The 19254-nt window shown below is 73.9% G+C and carries 3 protein-coding genes and 3 pseudogenes; all 6 read left to right on the top strand.

Translation table 11 applies throughout. The features are described 5' to 3' along the window. Positions 1-2: 2 nt before the first annotated feature. Positions 3-1976: pseudogene (locus OO63_RS47680) on the top strand (type I polyketide synthase); the annotation flags it as partial. Between the two features lie 92 nt (positions 1977-2068). After that, entirely contained in the window at positions 2069-6796 is a 4728-nt protein-coding gene (locus OO63_RS47685; RefSeq protein ID WP_063750352.1) for a type I polyketide synthase, read from the top strand. Continuing rightward, entirely contained in the window at positions 6781-11430 is a 4650-nt protein-coding gene (locus tag OO63_RS47690; protein ID WP_051810492.1) for a type I polyketide synthase, read from the top strand. Before OO63_RS47685 ends, OO63_RS47690 begins: the two co-directional genes overlap by 16 nt. Beyond that, positions 11420-18235 (top strand): annotated as a pseudogene (locus tag OO63_RS47515) (SDR family NAD(P)-dependent oxidoreductase); the annotation flags it as partial. The gene OO63_RS47690 and the pseudogene OO63_RS47515, both read left to right, overlap by 11 nt. Beyond that, positions 18177-18398 (top strand): annotated as a pseudogene (locus tag OO63_RS46555) (KR domain-containing protein); the annotation flags it as partial. The pseudogenes OO63_RS47515 and OO63_RS46555, both read left to right, overlap by 59 nt. A gap of 84 nt (positions 18399-18482) precedes the next feature. After that, complete coding sequence (locus OO63_RS46560; RefSeq protein ID WP_248782202.1) at positions 18483-19205, top strand: acyl carrier protein; 723 nt, start codon at positions 18483-18485, stop codon at positions 19203-19205. The last annotated feature ends 49 nt before the right edge of the window (positions 19206-19254 follow it).

Consider the following 19254-nt stretch of genomic DNA (forward strand, 5'->3'; position numbering starts at 1 on the left):
CGAACGAGGAGAAGTACCTCGACTACCTCCGGCGAGCCACGGTGGACCTCCAAGAGGCGCGTGGCAAGCTCCGCGAGGCCGAGGAGCGCGAGGTCGAGCCGATCGCGATAGTCGCCATGAGCTGCCGGTTCCCGGGCGGAGTCAACTCGCCCGAGGACCTGTGGCAGCTCCTGGCGGACGGCAGGGACGCCGTCTCCGGATTCCCCACCAACCGCGGCTGGGACCTGGACGCGCTCTACGACCAGGACCCCGAGCGGCAGGGCACCAGCTACACGCGCGAGGGCGCCTTCCTGCACGACGCCGACCAGTTCGACCCGGCGTTCTTCGGGATCTCGCCGCGCGAGGCCGCGGCGATGGACCCCCAGCAGCGACTGCTCCTGGAGACGTCCTGGGAGGCGTTCGAGCGCGCGGGCATCGACCCGCACTCGACGCGCGGCAGCAGGACCGGTGTCTTCATCGGCACCAACGGCCAGGGCTACCTGGCCCGCCTGGCCAAGGGCGGCGTGCCCGACGGCTACGAGGGCTACTTCCTCACCGGCAACGCGGCCAGCGTCGTCTCCGGCCGCATCTCCTACGTCCTCGGCTTAGAGGGCCCCGCCCTCACCATCGACACCGCCTGCTCGTCCTCCCTGGTCGCCCTGCACCTCGCCGTGCACGCGCTGCGGCACAGCGAGTGCGGGCTCGCCCTCGCGGGCGGCGTCACCGTGATGTCGACGCCGGACACCTTCGTCGAGTTCAGCCGCCAGCGCGGCCTCGCCGAGAACGGCCGCTGCAAGCCCTTCGCCGACGCCGCCGACGGCACCGGCTGGGGCGAGGGCGCGGGCCTGCTGCTCCTGGAGCGCCTCTCGGACGCCCAGCGCAACGGCCACCCCGTCCTCGGCGTGATCCGCGGCTCCGCGGTCAACCAGGACGGCGCCTCCAACGGCCTCACCGCCCCCAACGGCCCTTCCCAGCAGCGCGTCATCCGCCAGGCCCTGGCCCACTCGGGCCTCGTGCCCTCCGACGTCGACGCCGTCGAGGCGCACGGCACCGGCACGACCCTGGGCGACCCGATCGAGGCCCAGGCGCTGCTCGCCACGTACGGCCAGAACAGGGCGGCCGACCGGCCGCTGTGGCTGGGCGCCCTGAAGTCGAACATCGGCCACACCCAGGCCGTTTCCGGTGTCGCCGGTGTGATGAAGATGGTCCTGGCGATGCGGCACGGCACGCTGCCGAAGACCCTGCACGTCGACAAGCCGTCCTCGCACGTGGACTGGTCGGCGGGCGCGGTGGAGCTGCTGACCGAGGCGCGGCCGTGGCCGGAGACCGGCAGGCCGTGGCGCGCGGGCGTGTCGTCGTTCGGCGTCAGCGGTACGAACGCGCACGTCATCGTCGAACAGGCCCCGGTGGCCGAGCCGGAGGAAGCGGCGCAGGACGCGCCCGAGCCGGTGCGCGGCGGCGTGGTGCCGTGGGTCGTCTCGGCACGTGACGCGGACGCCCTGCGGGAACAGGCCGAACGCCTCCTTGCCGCGGTCGCCGACCAGCCGGTCGCCGACGTCGGCTACTCCCTCGCGACGTCCCGCGCGATGCTGGAGCACCGCGCGGTGGTCGTGGCCGCCGAGCGGACGGAGCTCCTGGAGGCGCTGGCGGCGGTGGCCGCCGGAGAGGTGACCGGTGCGGCGGTCACGGGGGTCGTCGGTGAACCGGGACAGGTCGGTTTCCTGTTCTCGGGTCAGGGGTCGCAGCGGCTCGGCATGGGGCGTGAACTCGCCTCTCGTTTCCCGGTGTTCGCCGAAGCCCTGGATGAGGTCCTCGCGGCGTTCGACCCGTCGGTACGTGAGGTGCTGTTCGGCGAGGACGCCGACGCCCTGAACGAGACGGGGACGACGCAGCCCGCGCTGTTCGCGGTCGAGGTGGCGTTGTTCCGTCTCCTTGAGTCGTGGGGTGTGCGGCCCGACGTGCTTGCGGGCCACTCGATCGGTGAGCTGGCTGCGGCCAAGGCGACCGCCGCGGAACTGGCCTCCCCGGACTACTGGGTGCGCCACGTCCGCGAGGCCGTGCGCTTCGCCGACGCCGTGTCTTCGTACCGATGCTGCGCGGCGACCGCCCCGAGGACGCCGCCGCCACGACCGCCGCCGGACAACTGCACGTGCGCGGCGTCCAGGTCGCCTGGGAGGCGTTCTTCGCCGGTCGAGGCGCGCGCCGCGTCGACCTGCCGACGTACGCCTTCCAGCACCAGCGCCACTGGCTCGACGCGCGGCCCGCCGTCGGCGACGTGACGGCCGCCGGACTCGGCGCCGCCGACCACCCGCTGCTCGGCGCGGCCGTCACCGTGGGCGGCACCGACGGCGTGCTGCTCACCGGCCGCCTGTCCGTCCAGACCCACCCGTGGCTTGCCGACTACGTGGTCCACGGCTCGGTCCTGCTGCCCGGCACGGCGTTCCTGGAGCTGGCGGTCCGCGCCGGCGACCAGGTCGGGTGCGACCTCGTCGACGAACTGACGCTGGAGGCACCCCTCGTGGTGCCCGAGCACGGCGCTGTCCGCGTACAGGTGTGGGTCGGCGCCGAGGACGAGTCGGGCAGCCGTGAGCTGACCCTGTACTCCAGCACGGGCGACACCGACGACGACCGGCCGTGGACCCGGCACGCCACCGGTGTGCTGCGCGCGGCCCAACGGAGCGACGCCACCTCCCTGGTGGAGTGGCCGCCCGCGAGCGCCAAGGTCGTCGACCTGGCCGGGTTCTACGACCGGGCGGCCGACGCCGGCCTCGGCTACGGGCCGGTGTTCCAGGGCCTGCGGGCCGTGTGGCGGCGCGGCGACGAGGTGTTCGCCGAGGTCGTACTGCCCGAGGAGGCGGGCGCGGACGGCTTCGGCCTGCATCCCGCGCTCCTCGACGCCGCGCTGCACGCCATCGGTCTGTCCGGCGGCGCCGACGAGGCAGGACAGGTGCCGTTCGCGTGGTCGGGCGTGCGGCTGCACGCCTCGGGCGCCACGGTGCTGCGGGTGCGCCTCGCGCCCACGGGCGGGGACGGGTTCTCGCTGGCGGTCGCGGACGGGGCGGGTGCTCCGGTCGCGACCGTGGACGCCCTCGAACTGCGCCCGGTCACGCCGGACGAGGTCGCCGGAGAGGACCGCGACGACGCGCTGTTCGGCGTCGACTGGGTGACCGTCGCGCCGTCCGGCGACGCGGCACCGACGACCGAGTTCACCGACCTGGCGGCCCTCACGGAGCCGCGGTCGGGCTACGTGGTCGTGTCGTGCCCCGTCACGTCCGGGTCCGACCCGGCGGCCTCGGCGCACCAGGCGGCGCACTGGGCCCTCGATCTGGTCCAGACGTGGCTCGCGGACGAGCGGTTCGACGCGGCCCGCCTGGCCGTCGTGACCAGGGGCGCGGTCGCCGCGTCGGCCGACGAGCAGGTGCGGGACGTCGCGCAGGCGGCGGTGTGGGGCATGGTGCGGTCCGCCCAGCTGGAGAACCCGGACCGGTTCGTCCTCGTCGACCTCGACGACGACGCGGCCTCCCTGGACGCGCTGGCGTCCGGACTGGCCATCGGCGAGACGCAGTTGGCGGTGCGCTCCGGCGACCTCCGGGTGCCGCGGCTCGCCAGGGTCCAGCGGTCCGCCGCCGACGACCCCGGCTTCGGCTCGGGCGCGGTCCTCGTCACCGGCGCAACGGGCACCCTGGGCGCCCAGGTCGCACGGCATCTGGCCGCGGAGCGGGGCGTACGGAACCTGCTCCTGGTCAGCAGGCGCGGTGCCGCGGCCGAAGGCGCCGAGGAACTGCGGGCCGAACTGGTCGCGCTCGGCGCCGAAGTCGCCCTGGTGGCCTGCGACGTGGCCGACCGCGACGCCGTCGCGGCGCTCCTTTCCGCGCACGAGGTCTCCGCCGTCGTGCACACCGCCGGTGTCCTCGACGACGGCGTGATCGGCTCGTTGACGCCGGAGCGCGTGGACACGGTGTTCCGGCCGAAGGTCGACGCCGCGTGGAACCTGCACGAGCTGACCCGCGACCTGGACCTGTCCGCGTTCGTCCTGTTCTCCTCGGTGGCGGGCATCCTCGGCGCCCCCGGCCAGGGCAACTACGCCGCCGCCAACACCTTCCTCGACGCGCTCGCGCAGCACCGCCACGACGCCGGACTGCCCGCCACGTCCCTCGCGTGGGGCCTGTGGGCCGAGGCCAGCGGCATGACCGGCGCGCTCGACGACGCCGACGTGAAGCGGATGGGCCGCGGCGGCCTGCTCCCGCTCCGTACGGCCGACGGGCTCGCCCTGTTCGACGCGGCGGCATCGACCGGCCGCGCCCTGCTCGCGCCTGTCCCGCTCGACCTGCCCGCGCTCAACCGGCAGGCGCGCTCCCACCCCGTGGCGCCCGTCCTGCGCGGCCTGGTGCGCACCACCGCGCGCCGGACCGCCGAGGCCGGTGCCACGGCCCGGTCGAGTTGGGCGCAGTCGCTGGCGGGCATGACCGCCGCCGACCGCGAGAAGGCACTCGTCGAACTGGTGCAGAGCCACGTCGCCGTGGTCCTCGGCCACGGCTCGGCGCAGGCCGTCGCACCCGACCGCGCCTTCAAGGAACTCGGCTTCGACTCGCTCAGCGCCGTCGAACTCCGCAACAACCTCACCGCGGTCACCGAACTGCGCCTGCCCGCGACGCTGATCTACGACTACCCGACGCCCGCCGCCCTCGCCGCGTTCCTCGACACCGAACTCGTGGGCGCACCCGTCGAGGCGGCGACCACGCACACCACGGTCGCCGTCGACGAGGCCATCGCCATCGTCGGCATGAGCTGCCGCTTCCCCGGCGGTGTGAACTCGCCGGAGGACCTGTGGCGGCTCCTCGCCGGCGGCACCGACGCCGTCGTGGAGTTCCCCACCGACCGCGGCTGGGACGTGGACGCGCTCTACGACCCGGAGCTGGCGAGCCCCGGCACGTCGTACACCGACAAGGGTGCCTTCCTCGACCGCGTCGCCGAGTTCGACCCGGCGTTCTTCGGGATCTCGCCGCGCGAGGCCATGGCCATGGACCCGCAGCAGCGCCTCCTCCTGGAGACCACCTGGGAGGTGTACGAGCGGGCGGGCATCGACCCGCACTCCGTGCGCGGCAGCCGGTCCGGCGTGTTCATCGGCACCAACGGCCAGGACTACCCGACGCTCCTGATGGCCGCGCCGGACAGCATGCGTGAGGTCGAGGGGTACATGGGCACCGGCAGTGCCGCGAGTGTCATCTCCGGCCGTCTGTCCTACACGTTCGGCCTCGAGGGCCCCGCCGTCACCGTCGACACGGCCTGCTCGTCGTCGCTGGTCGCCCTGCACATGGCGGTGCAGGCACTGCGCTCAGGGGAGTGCTCGACGGCCCTGGTCGGCGGCGTCACCGTGATGTCGACACCCGGCGTGTTCATCGACTTCAGCCGCCAGCGCGGCCTGGCCGACGACGGCCGCTGCAAGGCCTTCTCCGACAGCGCCGACGGCACCGGCTGGGGCGAGGGCGTCGGCATGCTGCTCGTCGAGCGCCTGTCGGACGCCCAGCGCAACGGACGCCAGATCCTGGCGGTGGTGCGGGGCTCCGCGATCAACCAGGACGGCGCGTCGAACGGTCTGACGGCACCCAACGGCCCCTCCCAGCAGCGGGTCATCCGCCAGGCCCTCGCGAGCGCGGGCCTCGCCCCGTCCGACGTGGACGCCGTGGAGGCCCACGGCACCGGCACGACCCTCGGCGACCCGATCGAGGCCCAGGCCCTGCTCGCCACCTACGGGCGGGACCGCACCGGTGAGCCCCTGTGGCTCGGCTCGGTCAAGTCGAACATCGGGCACACGCAGGCCGCCGCCGGTGTGGCCGGTGTGATCAAGATGGTGATGGCGCTGCGGCAGGGAGTCCTGCCCGAGACCCTGCACGTCACCGACCCCTCGTCGCACGTGGACTGGTCCGCGGGCGCGGTGGAACTGCTGACCGAGTCGCGGCCCTGGCCGCAGACCGGCAGGCCCTGGCGCGCAGGCGTGTCCTCGTTCGGCGTCAGCGGCACCAACGCCCACACGATCATCGAGCAGGCCCCGGCGGCCGAGCCGGAGAACGCTCCGGAGGACGCGCCGGAGCCGGTGCGCGACGGTCTCGTGCCGTGGACCCTGTCGGCCCAGACCCCCGAGGCACTCCGAGAGCAGGCCGCCCGCCTCAGGTCCTTCGTCACCGACGACCCCGAGCTGACCGTCGCGGACGTGGGCCACGCCCTGGTGTCGTCGCGGGCGGTCCTTGAGCACCGCGCGGTGGTCGTCGGCGGCGAGCGGGACGAGTTCCTGGCCGCGCTGGCAGCCGTGGCAGACGGCCGGATGACCGGTGCGGCGGTCACGGGCGTCGCCGGTGAACCGGGACAGGTCGGTTTCCTGTTCTCGGGGCAGGGGGCGCAGCGGCTCGGCATGGGGCGTGAACTGGCGGCTCGCTTCCCGGTGTTCGCCGAAGCCCTGGACGAGGTCCTCGCGGCGTTCGACCCGTCGGTACGTGAGGTGCTGTTCGGCGAGGACGCCGACGTCCTGAACGAGACCGGGGTGACGCAGCCCGCGCTGTTCGCGGTCGAGGTGGCGTTGTTCCGGCTCCTTGAGTCGTGGGGTGTGCGGCCCGACGTTCTTGCGGGGCACTCGATCGGTGAGCTGGCTGCGGCCCACGTGGCCGGGGTCTGGTCCCTGGCTGATGCGGTCAAGGTCGTGTCGGCGCGGGGCGCGCTCATGCAGGCGCTCCCGACCGGTGGCGCGATGGTCGCGATCCAGGCGTCCGAGGCCGGGGTCACTGATGAGGGCTTGCCGGAGACGGTGTGGACGAGGGCGTGACGACGTTCGTCGAGGTCGGCCCCGGCGGCGCACTGTCCGCCCTGGGCCAGGAGTCCGCCCCGGACGCGGTCTTCGTACCGATGCTGCGCGGCGACCGCCCCGAGGACGCCGCGGCCACGACCGCCGTCGGCCACCTGCACGTGTGCGGCGTGCAGGTGGACTGGCGGCCCTTCTTCGACGGCCGGGGCCCGCGCCGCGTGGACCTGCCGACGTACGCCTTCCAGCACCAGCGCTACTGGCCCCACGTGATGCCCGCGATGGGCGACGTGACGGCGGCCGGGCTCGGCGCCGCCGACCACCCGCTGCTGGGTGCGACGGTCGTCCTCGGCGGCACCGACGGCGTGCTGCTCACCGGCCGCCTGTCCGTGCGCACGCACCCGTGGCTGGCCGATCACGCCGTGCTCGGCTCGATCCTGCTGCCCGGTACGGCGTTCCTGGAGCTGGCGATCCGCGCCGGTGACCAGGTCGGCTGCGACGTGGTCGAGGAACTGACGCTGGAGGCGCCCCTTGTGGTGCCCGAGAACGGCACGGTGCGGGTCCAGGTGTGGGTCGGCGCCGAGGACGAGTCCGGCAGGCGGGAGCTGACGCTCCACTCCAGCGCGGGCGACACCGACGACGGCCGGCCGTGGACCCGGCACGCCATCGGTGTGCTCCAGGCCGGTGGCCGGGCCCGCGGCGGCGCCGCCCTGACCGAGTGGCCGCCGACCGGCGCCGAGGCCGTCGACCTGGGCGGCTTCTACGACCACATGGTCCAGGGCGGCTTCGGCTACGGGCCGGTGTTCCAGGGCCTGAAGGCCGCCTGGCGCGACGGCGGCGAGGTGTACGCCGAGGTCGCGCTGCCCGACGGCGTGAAGGCCGAAGGGTTCGGGCTGCACCCGGCGCTGCTCGACGCGGCCCTGCACGCCATCAGCCTGTCCGGTGAGGCCGACGGGGTCGGCCGGCTGCCGTTCGCGTGGTCGGGGGTGCGGCTGCACGCCTCCGGCGCGGAACTGCTGCGGGTGCGCCTGACCTCCTCCGGACCCGACCGGGTGGCGCTGGCGATCGCGGACGGGGCGGGCGCCCCGGTGGCCACGGTCGACTCGCTGGTGATCCGGCCCGTCTCGCAGGAACAGCTGGCCGGTGACGAACTCAGCGACGCGCTGTTCGGCGTGGACTGGTCGCCCGTACCGCTGACCGACGGCGACGTCCCGACGACCGAGTGGACCGACTCGCTCACGCCGTCGGCGGAACTGCCCGACTACGTGGTCGTGTCGAGCCCGGACCCGTCCGCGTCCGACCCCGTGGCCTCGGCGCACGAGGCGGCACACTGGGCCCTCGACCTGGTCCAGACGTGGCTGACGGACGAGAGCTTCGACGCGGCCCGCCTGGTCGTCGTGACCAAGGGCGCGGTCGCCACCACGGACGACGAGGACGTACGGCACCTCGCGCACGCCGCCGTGTGGGGCCTGGTGCGCACGGCCCAGTCGGAGAACCCCGACCGGATCGTCCTGGTCGACCTCGACGAGGAGGCGGCCTCGCTCGACGCGCTGCCCGCCGCACTCGCCACCGGCGAGACCCAACTCGCCCTGCGCGCCGGTCGTGCCAGCGTGCCGCGCCTGGCCAGGGCCGCGCGCTCCGCCGTGGACGACCCGGGCTTCGGCTCCGGTGCGGTGCTGGTCACCGGCGCCACCGGCACACTGGGCGGCCTCGTCGCCCGGCACTTGGTCGCCGAGCGAGACGTTCGCAACCTGCTCCTGGTCAGCAGGCGTGGCATCGCTGCCGAGGGCGCCGAGGACCTGCGCGACGAACTGGTAGCGCTGGGCGCCGAAGTGACGTACGCGGCCTGCGACGTCTCCGACCGCGACGCCCTCGCGGCGCTCCTGGCCGAGCACCCCGTGACCGCCGTCGTCCACACCGCCGGTGTCCTCGACGACGCCACGATCGGCTCGCTCACCCCGGACCGCATCGACACCGTGTTCCGGCCCAAGGCCGACGCGGCCTGGCACCTGCACGAGCTGACCCGCGACCTGGACCTGTCGGCGTTCGTCCTGTTCTCCTCCGCCTCCGGCGTGTTCGGCGGCCCGGGGCAGGGCAACTACGCGGCCGCGAACACCTTCCTCGACGCCCTCGCGCAGCACCGCCGCGCGGCCGGGCTGCCCGCGACCTCCCTGGCCTGGGGCCTGTGGGCCGAGGCCAGCGGCATGAGCGGACAGCTCGACGAGGCCGACGTGAAGCGGATGAGCAGGGGCGGCCTGATCCCGCTGCGCACGGCCCAGGGGCTCGCTCTGTTCGACGCGGCGGGCACCACAGGCCGCGCCGTCCTCGCGCCGGTCCCGCTCGACCTGCCCGCCCTGCACCGGCAGGCACGCTCCCACCCCGTGGCGGTCGTCCTGCGCGGCCTGGTGCGCACCGCCGTGCGCAGGACCGTCGAGCGTGCCGCCGTCGCGGGTTCGGCGCTGGCCGAGTCCCTGGTGGGCCTGACCGACGCGGAGCGGGAGAAGACCCTCCTGACCCTCGTCCAGGAGCACGTGGCCATGGTCCTCGGCCACAGCTCGGCGCACGCCGTCGCACCCGACCGCGCCTTCCGCGAAGTGGGCTTCGACTCACTCAGCGCCGTCGAACTGCGGAACAACCTCAACGCGGTCACCGAACTGCGCCTGCCCGCGACCCTGGTCTTCGACCACCCGACCCCCGCGGCGGTCGCCGCCTTCCTCGGCTCCGAACTCGCGGGCTCCCCGGTCGCCACGGCGACCACCCGCACGGTGGCCGCGATCACCGACGAGCCGATCGCGATCGTCGGCATGAGCTGCCGCTACCCGGGCGGCGTCAACTCGCCCGAGGACCTGTGGCAGCTCGTCCACGACGGCACCGACGCCATCGGCGACTTCCCCGACAACCGCGGCTGGGACCTGGCACGGCTCTACCACCCGGACCCGGACCACATCGGCACCTCGTACGCCCGCGAAGGCGGCTTCCTCTACGACGCCGACGAGTTCGACCCGGGCTTCTTCGGCATCTCGCCCCGCGAGGCCCTCGCCATGGACCCGCAGCAGCGCCTGCTCCTCGAAGCGTCCTGGGAGGCGTTCGAGCGGGCCGGGATCGCCCCGGAGTCGGTGCGGGGCAGCGCCACCGGTGTGTACGCGGGCCTGATGTACCACGACTACGCGGCGCGGCTGCGTTCCGTGCCGGAGGACGTCGAGGGCTATCTGGGCACCGGCGCGTCCGGCAGTGTCGCGTCCGGCCGCGTCGCCTACATGATGGGCCTCGAAGGCCCCGCGGTCACCGTCGACACCGCGTGCTCCTCGTCGCTCGTCGCGCTGCACATGGCGGTGCAGGCGCTGCGGTCGGGAGAGTGCGATCTCGCGCTCGCGGGCGGTGTCGCGGTAATGGCCACCGCGGGCACGTTCGTGGACTTCAGCCGTCAACGCGGCCTCGCCGCCGACGGCCGCTGCAAGTCGTTCTCCGACAGCGCGGACGGCACGGGCTGGGGCGAGGGCGTCGGCATGCTGCTGGTGGAGCGGCTGTCGGACGCCCGCCGCAACGGTCACAAGGTCCTTGCGGTCGTGCGGGGTTCGGCCGTGAACCAGGACGGCGCGTCCAACGGCCTCACCGCCCCCAACGGCCCCTCCCAGCAGCGCGTCATCCGGCAGTCGCTGGCGAGCGCGGGCCTGTCCACGTCCGACGTGGACGCGGTCGAGGCACACGGCACGGGTACGACGCTCGGCGACCCGATCGAGGCCCAGGCACTCCTCGCCACCTACGGCCAGGACCGCGCCGGTGAACCGCTGTGGCTCGGCTCGATCAAGTCGAACATCGGGCACACCCAGGCCGCCGCCGGTGTCTCCGGCATCATCAAGATGGTCATGGCGATGCGGCACGGCGTGCTGCCGCCGACCCTCCACGTCGGTGAGCCCACCTCACAGGTGGACTGGTCCGCCGGTGACGTCGAGCTGCTGACGCAGGCCCGTTCGTGGCCGGAGACCGGCCGCCCGCGCCGCGCCGGCGTGTCGTCGTTCGGTGTGAGCGGCACCAACGCGCACACCATCATCGAGCAGGTCCCGAGCGACGACCACGTCCCGGCACCGGCAGACGGCGCCGTGCCGTGGCTCCTCTCGGCCAAGAACGCGGAGGCACTGCGCGAGCAGGCACGGCGACTCCGGGACCACGTCGCGGGCGAGCCCGGGACCGGCGTCCTGGACGTCGCCTACTCGCTGGCCGTGACCCGGTCCGCCTTCGACCACCGCGCCGCCGTCGTGGCGGAGGACCGCGCGGCGCTCCTCGACGGGCTCGCTGCGCTGGCGGAGGAGCGCCCGTTCCCCGGCCTGCACACGGGGTCCGTCGCCGTGGGCGGTGTGGGCTTCCTGTTCTCGGGCCAGGGGTCGCAGCGGCTCGGCATGGGGCGTGAACTGGCCGCCCGTTTCCCGGTGTTCGCGGAGGCGCTGGAGGCGGTCCTTGGTGAGTGCGACCCGGCTGTAACGGACGTGCTGTTCGGTGCGGATGTTGATGCGCTGAACGAGACGGGGGTGACGCAGCCTGCGCTGTTCGCGGTCGAGGTGGCGTTGTTCCGTCTCCTTGAGTCGTGGGGTGTGCGGCCCGACGTGCTTGCGGGCCACTCGATCGGTGAGCTGGCTGCGCGTCTCCGGTGTGGCCGCTGACGTCGACGCGATCGCGGAGCGTTGGCGCGAGGCTGGGCGCAAGGCGACCCGTCTCAAGGTGAGCCACGCGTTCCACTCGCCGCTGATGGACCCGATGCTGGACGACTTCCGCACGGTCCTGGAAGGCGTGTCGTACGAGGCGCCCGCGATCCCGATCGTGTCGACGCTGACCGGTACGAACGCGACGGCCGAGGAGCTGGCCTCGCCCGAGTACTGGGTGCGGCACGTGCGCGAGGCCGTGCGCTTCGCCGACGCCGTCGACACGCTCGTGGCCCAGGGCATGGTCACCTTCGTCGAGGTCGGGCCCGGTGGCGTCCTCTCGGCGCTGGGCCAGGAGTGCGCGGCGGACGCGGCCTTCGTACCCGCGCTGCGGGGCGACGGTCCGGAGGAGACCGCGCTGACGACTGCCGTGGCCCAACTGTCCACGCACGGTGTGCGGGTGGACTGGGAGGCGTTCTTCGCCGGCCGGGGCGCGCGGCGCGTGGACCTGCCGACGTACGCGTTCCAGCGGAAGCGCTACTGGCTCGACGCCGGAGTCTCCGCGGGCGACCTCGACGCGGCGGGTCTCGGCGCGGCCGACCACCCGCTGCTCAGCGCGATCGTCGACACTCCCGACTCGGACGGGCAGTTCTTCACCGGCAGGCTGTCGGTGGAGACCCACCCCTGGCTGGCCGATCACGCGATCCAGGGCTCGATTCTGCTGCCGGGTACGGCGTTCCTGGAGCTGGCGGTGCATGCCGGTGATCAGGTCGGGTGCGATGTGGTGGAGGAGTTGACGCTGGAGGCGCCGTTGGTGGTGCCTGAGCGTGGCGGCGTGCGGGTGCAGGTGCGGGTCGGTGCGCCGGACGAGTCCGGTCGGCGTCCTGTGACCGTCCACGCTCGTGAGGACGACGGTGAAGTGTGGGTCCGGCACGCGAGCGGTGCCTTGACGGGTGGCGCGGAGATGCCGATCGTCGATGCCGGTGTCTGGCCGCCTGCCGGGGCGGAGGTCGTGGACCTGGACGGGCTCTATGACCGGATGTCCGATGGCGGGTTCGGCTACGGGCCGGTGTTCCAGGGTCTGCGGGCTGCTTGGCGCAAGGGTGAGGAGGTCTTCGCCGAGGTCGCTCTGCCGGACGACGTGGGTGTGGACGGATTCGGCCTGCATCCGGCCCTGTTGGACGCGTCGCTGCACGCGATCGGCCTGATGGGTGCGGCGGACGGTCCTGGGAAGTTGCCGTTCTCGTGGTCGGGTGTGCGGCTGCACGCCTCCGGCGCCACCGCGGTGCGCGTCCGGCTGGCGCCCGCGGGGGCCGACGGTGTGGCGCTGACCGTCACGGACGGAGCGGGCGCTGCGGTCGTCTCGATCGACTCGCTCGTCCTGCGTCCTGTCACGGCCGCACTGTCCCGGCAGGGCCGGGAGTCGCTGTTCCACCTGGACTGGCTGCCCGCCCCGGCACCGGCCGGGAACCCCGGCTCGGTGGCGGAGTTCGCGGACTGGGCCGCCGTACGGTCGGAGCTGGACGCGGCGGAGACGCTGCCGGACACCGTCGTGGTGCGGTGCGCCGAGTCCGACGACGTGGCTGCGGTACGTGAACACGTCCTGGCCGTCCTGGAGTTGGTGCGGGACTGGCTCGCCGACGACCGCTGCGCGACCTCGCGCCTGGTCCTCGTGACCAAGGGCGCCGTGGCCGTCGGAGCGGACGAGGACGTGCCGGACCTGGCCGCGGCCGCCGTCTGGGGCCTGGTGCGTACGGCACAGGCGGAGAACCCCGGCCGCATCGTGCTCGTCGACGCGGACACCGCGGACGACAGCGCCTGGAAGCCGGTGCTGACCACCGGCGAGCCCCAGATCGCCGTACGGGACGGGCAGGCGTACGTGGCCCGCCTCGCGCGGGTGCGGCCGGAGCCCGGCACGGACCCGGCGTTCGGGCCGGACAGCTCGGTCCTGGTGACGGGCGCGTCCGGTGCCCTGGGCGGCCTCGTCGCCCGGCACCTCGTCGCCGGTCACGGAGTCGGCCGCCTCGTCCTCGCCAGCAGGCGTGGCATCGCGGCCGAGGGCGCCGAGGAACTGCGTACCGAACTCGTCGCACAGGGCGCCGAAGTGACGTACGCGGCCTGCGACGTCTCCGACCGGGAAGCCCTCGCGGCGCTCCTGGCCGAGCACCCCGTGACGGCCGTCGTGCACACCGCCGGTGTCCTCGCCGACGGCACCATCGGCTCGCTCACCCCGGAGCAGATCGACACCGTGTTCCGGCCCAAGGTCGACGCGGCCCGGCACCTGCACGAGCTGACCCGCGACCTGGACCTGACGGCGTTCGTGCTGTTCTCGTCCGTGGCGGGCACGCTGGGCGGGCCCGGGCAGGGCAACTACTCCGCGGCCAACGCGTTCCTCGACGCCCTGGCCCGGCAGCGGCACGCCCAGGGCCTGCCCGCGACCTCACTCGCGTGGGGCCTGTGGGCCGACGGCATGGGCGCCCGCGTGGCACAGTCCGCCGCGACCGGCCTGTCCGCGGACGAGGGCGTCGCGCTGTTCGACGCCGCGGTCTCCGGCACCGAGCCCGTCGTCGTACCGATGCGGCTCGACCTGCGTGCCGTACGCGAACTCCCGCACGTGCCCCCGGTGTTCAGCGGACTCGTGCGCACGACGACCCGCAGGGCGGCGGGAAGCGGCACCGACCCGGCCGCCGCGCTCCGCGACCGGCTCGCGCCCCTGGCCGAGGACGAGCGCGAGCGGGTGCTCCTGGACCTCGTCCGCACCCAGGCCGCCGTGGTGCTCGGCCACGCCGGACCGGAGGAGGTCGCGGCAGGACAGGCGTTCACGGAGCTGGGCTTCGACTCGCTGACCGCCGTCGACCTGCGCAACCGGCTCGGCACCGCCACGGGCCTCCGGCTGCCCGCCACACTGATCTTCGACTACCCGACTCCCGCGGCGATCGCCGCGTTCGTCGGCGTCGAACTCGCCGGGGCGCCCGTCGCCGCACCGGCCACCGGCACGGTCGCCGTCGCGGCCGCGACCGACGAGCCGATCGCGATCGTCGGCATGAGCTGCCGCTACCCCGGCGGGGTCACCACCCCGGAGGACCTGTGGCGCCTGCTCGTCGACGAGGCCGAGGGCATCACGCCGTTCCCGACCGGCCGCGGCTGGGACATGGAGTCCCTGTACGACCCCGCGGGCGAGCGGGCCGGCAGCTCCTACACCCGTGAGGGCGGCTTCCTGCACGACGCGGACCAGTTCGACCCGGGCTTCTTCGGGATATCGCCGCGCGAGGCCCTCGCCATGGACCCGCAGCAGCGCCTGCTCCTCGAGACCTCCTGGGAGGCCTTCGAGCGGGCGGGCATCGACCCCAAGTCGGTGCGCGGCACCGCGACCGGCGTGTTCGCGGGCGTCATGTACCACGACTACGCCTCCCAGCTGCACGGCGTGCCCGAGAGCGTCGAGAGCTTCCTCGGCACGGGCAACGCGGGCAGCGTCGCGTCCGGCCGCGTGTCGTACGTGTTCGGGATGGAAGGGCCCGCGATGACCGTGGACACGGCCTGCTCGTCGTCCCTGGTCGCCCTGCACCTGGCCGCTCAGGCGCTGCGCTCCGGCGAGTGCGATCTCGCGCTCGCGGGCGGTGTCACCGTGATGGCGACTCCGTCCGCCTTCATCGACTTCACCCGCCAGCAGGGCCTCTCGCCGGACGGCCGCTGCCGCTCGTTCTCCACGGACGCCAACGGCACCGGCTGGGGCGAAGGCGTCGGCATGCTCGTCCTGGAACGCCTCTCGGACGCACGCCGCAATGGTCACCAGGTGCTCGCGGTGGTCCGCGGCTCTGCGGTCAACCAGGACGGCGCGTCCAACGGCCTCACCGCGCCCAACGGCCCCTCGCAGCAGCGGGTGATCCGGCAGGCACTGGCGAGCGCGGGTCTGGCCGCGTCCGACGTCGACGCGGTCGAGGCGCACGGCACCGGCACCACCCTCGGCGACCCCATCGAGGCCCAGGCCCTGCTCGCCACCTACGGGCGGGACCGCGCCGGTGACCCGCTGTGGCTGGGTTCCCTGAAGTCCAACATCGGCCACACCCAGGCCGCCGCCGGAGTCGGCGGCGTCATCAAGACGGTCATGGCGATGCGGCACGGACTGCTGCCGAAGACCCTGCACGTCGGCGAGCCCTCACCGCACATCGACTGGTCCGCGGGCGCCGTGGAACTCCTCACCGAGGCACGGCCCTGGCCGCACGCCGACCGGCCCCGCCGGGCCGGCGTGTCGTCCTTCGGCTTCAGCGGCACCAACGCGCACGTCATCATCGAGTCCGCGCCGGACGCCGACGAGCCGCAGACCGCCGAGGCCGCACCGCTCGGCCCCTGGCTGGTCTCCGGCCGCACCGAGAGCGCGCTGCACGACCAGGCGGTCCGGCTGCGCGACCACCTGACCGCGCGGCCCGACCTCGCCCCGGCGGACGTCGCCCGCGCCCTCGCGACCTCGCGAGCCGGGTTCGAACACCGGCTCGCCGTCGTCGGCCGCGACTCCGCCGACCTCCTCGCCGGACTCACCGATGCCGTCGAGGGACGGCTCACCAACGCGGTCGTACGCGGTGTCGCCTACGAGCGCCGGGTCGGCTTCCTGTTCTCGGGGCAGGGGGCGCAGCGCCTTGGCATGGGTCGTGAACTGGCGGCTCGTTTCCCGGTGTTCGCGGAGGCGCTGGAGGCTGTGCTCGCGGAGTTCGACCCGCGGGTGCGGGAGGTGTTGTTCGGTGCGGATGCCGAGGCGCTGAACGAGTCCGGTGTGGCCGCCGACGTCGACACGATCGCGGAGCACTGGCGTGCGGAGGGCCGCAAGGCGACCCGCCTGAAGGTCAGCCACGCGTTCCACTCCCCGCTCATGGACCCGATGCTCGACGACTTCCGCACGGTCCTCGACAGCGTGTCGTACGAGACGCCCACGATCCCGATCGTGTCCACGCTGACCGGCAAGCCGGTCTCCGGCGCGGAGTTGGGATCGGCGGACTACTGGGTGCGGCACGTGCGCGAGTCCGTGCGCTTCGCCGACGCCGTGGTCGACATGGGCGCGGACGTCCTCGTCGAGATCGGACCCGGTGGCGTACTGTCCGCGCTCGGACAGGAGTCCCTGCCGGACGCGGCCTTCGTGCCCGTCCTGCGCGGCGACCGGCCGGAGGACAACGCGGTCATGACCGCGCTCGCCGAGCTGGACGTACGCGGCGTGCGCGTCGACTGGGACGCCTACTACGCGGGCAGCGGCTACACCGTCGACCTGCCGACGTACGCCTTCCAGTACCAGCGGTTCTGGCCCGACACGAGCCTGCGGCCCGCCACCGACGCCACCGGGCTCGGCCTCGGCTCCGCCGACCACCCGCTGCTCGGCGCCGCGGTCGCGCCTGCGGACGAGGACACCGTCCTGTTCACGGGCCGCCTCTCCAGGGGAACCCACCCGTGGCTGGCCGATCACGCGATCCAGGGTTCGGTCCTGCTGCCCGGCACGGCCTTCCTCGAACTGGCGGTGCGTGCCGGTGATCAGGTCGGGTGCGATGTGGTGGAGGAGTTGACGCTGGAGGCGCCGTTGGTGGTGCCCGAGCGTGGTGGCGTACGGGTGCAGGTGCGGGTCGGTGCGCCGGACGAGTCCGGTCGGCGTCCTGTGACCGTCCACGCTCGTGAGGACGACGGCGATGTGTGGGTCCGGCACGCGAGCGGCGCCCTCACGGGCGGCGCGGAGACGCCTATGGTCGATGCCGGTGTCTGGCCTCCTGCCGGGGCGGAGGCCGTGGACCTGGACGGGCTCTACGACCGCATGGCTGATGGCGGGTTCGGCTACGGCCCGGTGTTCCAAGGCTTGCGCGCCGCTTGGCGCAAGGGTGAGGAGGTCTTCGCCGAGGTCGCCCTGCCGGACGGCGTCGACGCAGGCGGATTCGGCCTGCACCCGGCCCTCCTGGACGCGTCGCTCCATGCCATCGGCCTGATGGGCGGGGGAGACGATCCCGGCAGGCTGCCGTTCTCGTGGTCGGGCGCGCGGCTGCACGCCTCCGGCGCGACCGCGGTGCGCGTCCGGCTGGCGCCCGCGGGCACCGACGGCGTGGCGCTGACCGTCACGGACGGAGCGGGCGCTCCGGTCGTCTCGATCGACTCGCTCGTCCTGCGTCCGGTCACGGCCGCGCTGACCCGGCGCGGCTGGGAGTCGCTGTTCCGCCTCGACTGGACAGCCGCCACGGCTTCCTCCGGCGGGAGCGTCGGCTCGGTGGCGGAGTTCGCGGACTGGGCCGCCGTACGGTCGGAGCTGGACGCGGGCGAGTTGCTGCCCGACAACGTCGTGGTGCGGTGCGCCGAGTCCGACGCGACCGATGACGCGGCCGCGGTACGCCCCGGGGTCCTGGCCGTCCTGGAGCTGGTGCAGGGCTGGCTGGCCGACGAGCGGTGCGAGACCTCGCGCCTGGTCCTCGTGACGAGGGGCGCCGTGGCCGTCGGAGCGGACGAGGACGTGCCGGACCTGGCCGCGGCCGCCGTCTGGGGTCTGGTGCGTACGGCGCAGTCGGAGCACCCCGACCGCGTCGTGCTCGTCGACGTCGACGACGAGAACGGCTGGAAGCCCGCCCTCACCAGGTCCGAACCCGAGCTTGCGGTGCGCGGCGGCGAGTCGTTCGTGCCGAGGCTCGCACGGGTCAGGCCCGCCGATACAGAGGAGGAGGCTTCGTCCTTCGGCACCGGTGCGGTCCTCGTGACCGGTGCGAGCGGCATGCTCGGCGGGTTGGTGGCGCGGCACCTGGTGCGACGCCATGGCGTACGACGGCTCGTCCTTGCGAGCAGGCGTGGTCACGTCGGTGAGCTGTACGACGAGTTGGTGGGCCTCGGCGCCGAAGTCGCCGCCGTCGCCTGCGACGTGGCCGACCGGCGACCTGGACCTGACGGCGTTCGTGCTGTTCTCGTCCGCCGCGGGCACCCTGGGCAACCCCGGCCAGGGCAACTACGCGGCGGCCAACGCCTTCCTCGACGCGCTCGCCCAGCACCGGCGCGCCCAGGGCCTGCCCGCGACCTCACTCGCGTGGGGCCTGTGGTCCGGCGGGGACGGCATGGGCGCCCGGATGGCCGACGCCGGCACCGCGGGCCTCACCCCCGAGGAAGGCCTGGAGCTGTTCGACGCGGTGGCCCTCGGGGCGGACCCGGTCGTCGTACCGATGCGGCTCGACCTGCGTGCCGTACGTGAACTCCCGCACGTGCCCCCGGTGTTCGGCGGACTCGTGCGCACGACGACCCGCAGGGCCGCGGAGACCGGGCTCGACCCGGCCGCCGCGCTCCGGGAGCGGCTCGCGGCGCTGCCCGCGTCCGAGCGTCCGTCGGCCCTGGTGGACCTCGTGTGCGCCCACGTCGCCGCCGTCCTCGCACTGACCGGCGCGGCGGAAGTGGACGAACGGCGCGCCTTCACGGAGCTGGGCTTCGACTCGCTCACCGCGGTCGAGCTGCGCAACCGGCTCGGCGCGGCCACGGGGCTCCGGCTGCCCGCCACCCTCATCTTCGACTACCCGACCCCGCTCGACCTGGTCGAACTGCTCGAGGAGGGGCTCGTCATCGAGGAGCCCGGCGCGGTGGCGCCGCTGCTCGCCGAACTGAACCGCATCGAGGCGAGCCTCGCCGCGGTCAAGCCCGGCGACGACGAGGACGACCAGGTCGGCGCCCGCCTGACGGCGCTCCTCGCCGCGTGGCGCGACAGCCGTGCCGACGTCGAAGCGGCGGCGTCCGACGACCTCGACGACGCGACGGACGACGAGGTCTTCGAACTGCTCGGCAAGGAGTTCGGCATCTCCTGACCCGCCCGGCCACCCCACTTGCTCGAACGTTTCCTGGAGTAGAGACCGC

The organism is Streptomyces alboflavus (assembly GCF_000716675.1).
Classification (GTDB): Bacteria; Actinomycetota; Actinomycetes; order Streptomycetales; family Streptomycetaceae; genus Streptomyces; species Streptomyces alboflavus.

Coding starts and splice junctions, on each gene's coding strand:
- OO63_RS47685 (WP_063750352.1), top strand. CDS start 2,069: ATGCTGCGCGGCGACCGCCCCGAGGACGCCGCCGCCACGACCGCCGCC.
- OO63_RS46560 (WP_248782202.1), top strand. CDS start 18,483: ATGGCCGACGCCGGCACCGCGGGCCTCACCCCCGAGGAAGGCCTGGAG.